The 6470-nt window shown below is 37.4% G+C and carries 4 protein-coding genes and 2 pseudogenes; all 6 read right to left on the bottom strand.

Going from position 1 to position 6470, the window contains the following annotated elements:
• A partial coding sequence (locus tag WKI42_RS09215; protein WP_368081766.1) for a YSIRK-type signal peptide-containing protein occupies positions 1-2166 on the bottom strand: 2166 nt, incomplete at its 3' end.
• Between the two features lie 787 nt (positions 2167-2953).
• Positions 2954-3457, bottom strand: a complete 504-nt coding sequence (locus WKI42_RS09210) for a PBECR4 domain-containing protein (protein WP_000770308.1) — start codon at positions 3455-3457, stop codon at positions 2954-2956.
• Positions 3458-4221: 764 nt separating this feature from the next.
• Positions 4222-4644 (bottom strand): annotated as a pseudogene (locus WKI42_RS09205) (hypothetical protein); the annotation flags it as partial.
• Positions 4637-5383: an ImmA/IrrE family metallo-endopeptidase gene (locus WKI42_RS09200; RefSeq protein WP_309598780.1), complete on the bottom strand. Its 747-nt coding sequence runs from the start codon at positions 5381-5383 to the stop codon at positions 4637-4639. The pseudogene WKI42_RS09205 and the gene WKI42_RS09200, both read right to left, overlap by 8 nt.
• Before the next feature lie 12 nt (positions 5384-5395).
• A complete protein-coding gene (locus tag WKI42_RS09195) occupies positions 5396-5740 on the bottom strand; it encodes a helix-turn-helix domain-containing protein (RefSeq protein ID WP_050086717.1) in 345 nt (114 codons plus the stop codon).
• 477 nt (positions 5741-6217) lie between these two features.
• Positions 6218-6470, bottom strand: a pseudogene (locus tag WKI42_RS09190) (autolysin); the annotation flags it as partial.

Raw genomic sequence — 6470 nt, 5'->3', positions numbered from 1 at the left:
CACTCCGTTGATATTATTCAATCCCTCTCTCAAGGCATCTTCCACCTTAATAAGGCTGTCGGCATTGTCAATCTTGCGTATAGCCTCTCGTGCATAGGTGTTAACTTTACCAGTAGCACTATCTCGCTCTACAGACGAAAGGTTTCCATTCTTACCAAGACTTCCATTTTTACGTTGTCTCGCTTGCTCTATGTCATCCCTGGCATCCTCTTTTGCTTCATTATATGTTCTACCATGCCACTGATTAACAAGGAAAACCTCATTACCATAATTTCCTCTCAAACCTACAGCATAGTCAAGGTTTTTAATATTGTTACTCCCTTTAGTGTCGAAAGTTAGGGTGTAAGCATTGTCATTATCTCCCAGCGAGAAATAATATAAATCCGAACCACTATTATTTACTTTGTGAAATTTTTCGTCTGATTGGTTTTGCATTTCTTGAGGTTCACCTTGTCTCTGATATGGTTGGATTCTTCCCACACCATGACGGGCTAAATCATCAAAGGTTGCTACTGGCAAGTTTTTCGGACTATTTCTTCTATTGATACCGGTATTACTAACTGTTCCTTTAGTCTGATTACCAAATCCTGTTGCAGAGTGTTTTAGAAGGGAAAGTAAATCCCCTGCATTAGAAGATACAGCAGTGGTGCCACCACCTTTGCGACGAATACTAATACTATCTGTACCTTGCTTATATGCTTGCCCCGAAGGCAACGTAAGCCAAACACCCGTTCCAGGTATTCGTCTATGTCCATTATTTATCTGTAGCTCCCAATGGAAACCTTCCTTTGTAGGAGTTACTCTTGCAAGAATATAGTTTTTTGCATTAGAGACAGGTTTGGTCGAATTGTCTATCGGTCTTTTATCAGAGAAAAAAACATAGGTGTATCTATCGTAGGTCTTATCTCCCGACTTACCATTTTCAATGTAACTTTCTTTCCGATCTAATGGACTTGCCGCCCTTGCAGACCTTCCACTATAGTTAGCATTACGAAAGTCAGAGTAGCCACCATCACGTGGTTGCGGGGTTACTCCTCCAGCTGTAGTTTCCTCACCATATTTTTCTTCCAGCACTCCTTCGATGAGGTCTCGGGATTTTTTCAGGTCGACTAGGGCAGCGGCAAAATCTTCTTGGCTGATGGTATCACCTTTAGAAAAAGCTTCATTAAACTTATCAGCTGCTGCTTTTGCTGCTTGGATTTTATCTTCCGACGCTTGATTTTCTTTAAGTCGTTTGACAATAGACTCTAATTCATCTTTTAGTCCATAGACGCCGTTTTCACCTTCTGTCGTATTGGTGTAGGTTGGAAGTTCTTGTCGACTAGGCTTTTCACTAGATTCAGTTTTTTCTGAGTTACCTACAGTTTCTGAGCTCACCTGATCCACAGCTGGTGTGGTTTGGCTCAAACCACCTCTTTTACTACGCTTTCCACCAGTTGCTTGCTCAGTTACAGTTCCGTTTGGTTCGACAAGCTTATTATTTGTCGAACTTGCTTCACCCAAGTCTGTCAATTTTGATAGCGATGGCTCCAAGGCTTGATTGACACGGCTCGTCAGTTCTTCCATAGCTCTTACTTGCTCGTCAACCTGCGCTTGCGTCGCATTTGGGTCGTCCAAAACTGCCTTAGCTGCTGCTAGACCTGCTTCCACTTCATCGTGGAGCGCTTTCATGGAGCTAAGAGTTAGTTTTTCCAACAAAGCTTGCAGATTGCCTTGGAGTGATTTAGCTTCTGTCGTTTTAGTGGCAGATGTGGGCTGGTCTTGCTCTTTTACTGCTCCTCCTTGAGAAGTTTCTTGAGCAACTGGCTTCGTCTCTGGTTTGGTCGGAGCAAGGGCATCTGTTTCCTGTCCCTTACTAGCGTCCTCGACTTTAGTCTCTGGAGAGTTTGACTCCCCTGTATACTGGAGCTCAGCCGACGGTTCAGTCTGAGAGACCTTCTCTGGCTCTTCCCCATCTGACTCCTGTGGTTCCCCATCTGAATTTCCAGCAGATCCAGCAACTACATCACTGGCTGTTGCCGAAGATACTGCCGGTGCCTGCGCTTGCACCCCATTTGCAAAGAACATCAGAGCCGCAACCGCAACGCTAGCAGCCCCAAAATGGTATTTACGAATGGAATAACGGAAAATTTTCTCTCCATTACCATCATTCTTTTTCTTGAACATAAGTGAATCCTTTCCTCGTCTGAGAGCTTCCCCAAGCTTAGAAAGCGCGCAAAAAGCCAACAGACGATAATATATCAATTATATAGTAACACTTCTGACATACAAATCAACCCCACCGCTGATAGTATAGAGTCAGGAAATGCAAGAAAAAAGCGACATTATATATATATATATATATATATATATGCACAGATGTGTAAAACCTTTTGATACAACCTATTTTTTAACAAAGATACAAGAGTTATACTACATTTATATATGCTAAACATCCTCTGTGCCAATGTTACAATATTGTTACATTTTGATTACACAAACATTTCGAAATATATGATAGAAGCCTGAGTATTTTATAGTAATTCCCTCTCTATAAACTAGGTCAACCAGTTGAGTGTGACACCCTATCCTCAGCCAAGGACTATTGCCACCATTTCCTAGCTGCTAGGACGCTCTAAACCACCTATTCTAAGTCCATCACTAGCTTGGTCAGTAAGATACAGACTGCAAGGCGACGCTGACGGGTTTGAAGAGATTTTCATTGAGTATAATTTTAACTTCTTATTTTTCATTCCTATTCCTTAAATAAAAAGCTCACTAAAAAAGTGAGCAACATTTCCAATGAGATACTTCTGTTGACGAGCGCGTCTCTCCGCCCCCTCATTACCTTGCGAAGAGGCTTGGCGAATCGAAAGGAGGTGTTTTTTCCTGTTTTCAATTCTACTTATTTTTGCACATTTTTTTAATTTTATCAAACAAAAAAACGCAAGCCGAAGCCTGCAAAAAGTTTTTTTTATAACCATTTAATTTCTTTCACATCTGTTTTACGAACTTTAGCATATTTCTTAGCGCTTGTAAAATGTAGAGTAACCGGTTTAAACACTCCACTTTTATCTCTTCGTAAACCTAAAATTGCGGATCTTTTGTTTCTATCTTCAAAAAATATGACGTCCAACTTCATAGTGTTTTTAGATAAATCTTTGGCTAGGATACAACAACTCGTTATCTTAGAATAGAAGATATCACCGATAAAACTATACAAAGATATCCTTTCTATAACATCGTTGTACATGGGATTATTTTTATATTCTTCCAAAATAAAAACACCAGCTTGAATAGCAGGTATTGTTTGACTAGCATAATCTCGTGTGATTTTGTGCAAGCCAAATAAGTGATGTAAATCAGTCAAGCAAAAATCTACTTCGAAAGTCTCTAAATGCTTATAATTCGTTGATACTTGACATGTTTTTCCATCGAATTTCTCTTGATAATCTAAAATACAATCAAGTAATTTCAACGACAAACTCCATATTTTCTCAAAATAAAAAAAGCACGGGGCAGTTCTCACTACTGCCCAAAGTGGATGATTAGAGTCGGCTTCTCTAACTCCCTATGTTGTGCTTATTAGGCTTATCGCAAGGGAACAGTTTTTAGCTCTGCCAAGCCACATAGCGTGCTTACTACTATGTGTCCATGTCTCCATGGATTGCCGAGCGGTTTAACGACGTTTTGGGAGTCGGGATAACGAGAAAAGTGATACTTTTACGTTTTTTCCAACTTAATTATGACATCTTTCTTTAAAAAAGTCAATATTTATCGCTTTCTTTAACGAAAAAAATCCCACAAGAACGAATCCTGTGGGGAGATACACATTTTAGAAAAGCTTTCCTTTATTCTACTATTTTTCTTGTATTTTATCATTCAGTATGATAAAATACAAGTTTTTTGACAAAATAACCAAAAACTACTCGCTATCCCCTCTCACATCACCCTGCATATCGTTTGATATGCGACTGATAGTTCAGGGAAACTTCAAGGAGAACTTTTCTCTCATCCCCTATGCAGGTCATTTCTACTCTTATAGGCTCAATTTGACACTTTTCTTCTTCGAATTGCTCATATTCCTCCTGAATAGTGAGTTCGATTTATCCAAATTTATTTTTGTCTAGTTTAATGAACACTTCCACGAAGATAGTCTGAAAAAGAAGCCGCCCCAATTTTCCTTCTCTTTTTAAGCATATTATTCCAGATATGATTGCCCTCTTGTTCAGTAATAAATTGCGCCTTAAAGGCTTCAACCAGTATATCTCCTGTTGTCATATGTTCTAAAGAAAATTCTTCTACATATGGTTTAACATCTCTTAGATTATTACTTCCTAATATCCCATTATGCTTTTTCGCTAAGGAAATAGAAGCCGCTTCTCCCTTACCAATAACCTTGTTACTATCATGATTTCTTGTTAAATTTCTATATAATGCGTATTCTTCAGTTCCAATGTCTATGCTCACAATCTCAGCCGAACCCTTAGCTACTAACTGGTCTATCCTAGATTTTAAGTGGGGAATTGTAGGTATATTGATTTCATCATACACCTCTTGTGGAATAACAATTTTACCCGAATAGAGCTTTTCTAAAAGATGTTCAGTGCCAACCCATAAAAATGCTGAAATACAATCTGTATCAATAAATACACGACTAGTCAAACGACAACTCCCCCTCTTCATCTAGCCCATATACAATATCATATCTGAAAGCATCTAGTAGCAGTTCCTCATACTTCCCTTGCGAAATTCTGTTATTTTCTAAAAGTTGTTCAGTCGATTTAATATAGTGTCCTAATACCATTTCCTTTTTACTTTCTGACAAAGGACGATATAAACTTGTATCATAGCCTAATCTTGAAGCTGTCTCTATAACACTAATATCCATATTTTTAATTTCTTCTGCATCAAGGTATCCATCATTCCTCAATCTATATAACATAGCTTTATGACTGATACCATAAAACTGACCCAATTTTATAATATCTTCTACTTCAAGATGAGTTCTATTGGCATTTTCTCTGATTTCCTCAACCATCCTATACAGTGAAGATGGGGAAATTAAAAAATAAGAAGCAAACTGATCCGCTTTTCTTTCAGTTTCATCTCCTTCACCAATCAAAATAAAACTGACTGAACTCTTCTTCACCTCATCATAATAAAGATGATACAGTTCATGTGCTAAAGAAAATCTTTGCCTTCCTAATGACATGTCTGAATTGATTACAATGAGACTTGACTGAGTTCCTTTATAACAGACTCCGCTAATATTCTTTCCGAGTCCATAAAATACCAGCGTCAAATTTTCTATCTTTTGTACCAATTTAAAAATATCTATCGGCGCTTCACCATCAGCTCCCAACTTTTTTCTAAGATTTGAAGCTTTATTACTTAAATCCATTTTATCAATCATTTATTTTGTCTCCAATAGCTGATCTATCTCAAATTGATTCAATACAATTTTATTGATTTTCGCTAAAACTTTAAGATCTTGGTCTACTATTTTATTTTTTCTAAACGATATGACACACTGTTGTTCAGCTTGTTCGCCAAACAAAAGATAGTCAACCGTACAGCAAAACAGGGCAGATAGTTTCTCAATAACATCCGACGTGATATTCCTTTCACCTTTTTCCATTTTGGCAATCATGCTTTGATTCAAAGACAAATATTCAGCAATCTTATCTTGAGTAAGATTTGAAGATATTCTAAGTTCTTTTATTCTTTTTCCAACATCACATACATTTATCATATTCATACACCTCTCATAAAAAGAATAGCACACCCTTGTCATAAAGTCAATTTTTTAAATAAAAAAATTATGACAAAACAAGAAAGCAATTTATTGATGTTGCTTAAAAATCCAAAAGTGATGATAGTAAACCTATTTGATGAGTTCCTATCAAAAATCATATCTTCAACCTCAAAACAGTACTTAAAGCTATCCGACTCGGTTTACATTGTCAAATTTATACTCAATGAAAATCAAAGAGCAAACTAGGAAACTAGCCGCAGGCTGCTAAAAACACTGTTTTGAGGTTGCAGATGGAAGCTGACCTGGTTGATGAGATTTTCAAAGAGTATTAGACTTTATTTGAGAATAACTTTATAGTTTGATTTTTATTTAATATAGTAGCAAAAATTGAATGAAATATCTCCATCAGAAAACGCATACTATTAAGGCTTTTCAAGACTTATTAATATGCGCTTTTCTGCTTTGAAAGACATTCCATTATTATTTTACTGTTATCAAGCCTTCAGGCTCGACTGTAAATTCTGGTTTCTCTGCTATCGTACCATCTTCTTTAAGGTAATACCAGCCATCATTTGATTTGACAAAGGCATTAGAAACCATGTCCCCATTTTGACTATCAAGATAGTACCAAGTCTCCTTGTATTTGATCCAGCCTGTTTTCATAGCACCTTCTCCATCGAAATAGTACCACTTCTCAGCGATTTTCTTCCAGCCTGTCGCCATTTCGCCTGAC

Source organism: Streptococcus pseudopneumoniae (assembly GCF_038148935.1).
Classification (GTDB): Bacteria; Bacillota; Bacilli; order Lactobacillales; family Streptococcaceae; genus Streptococcus; species Streptococcus pseudopneumoniae_U.
Note: the sequence above shows the minus strand (reverse complement) of the source record. Positions and strands in the feature narration are given on the sequence as shown.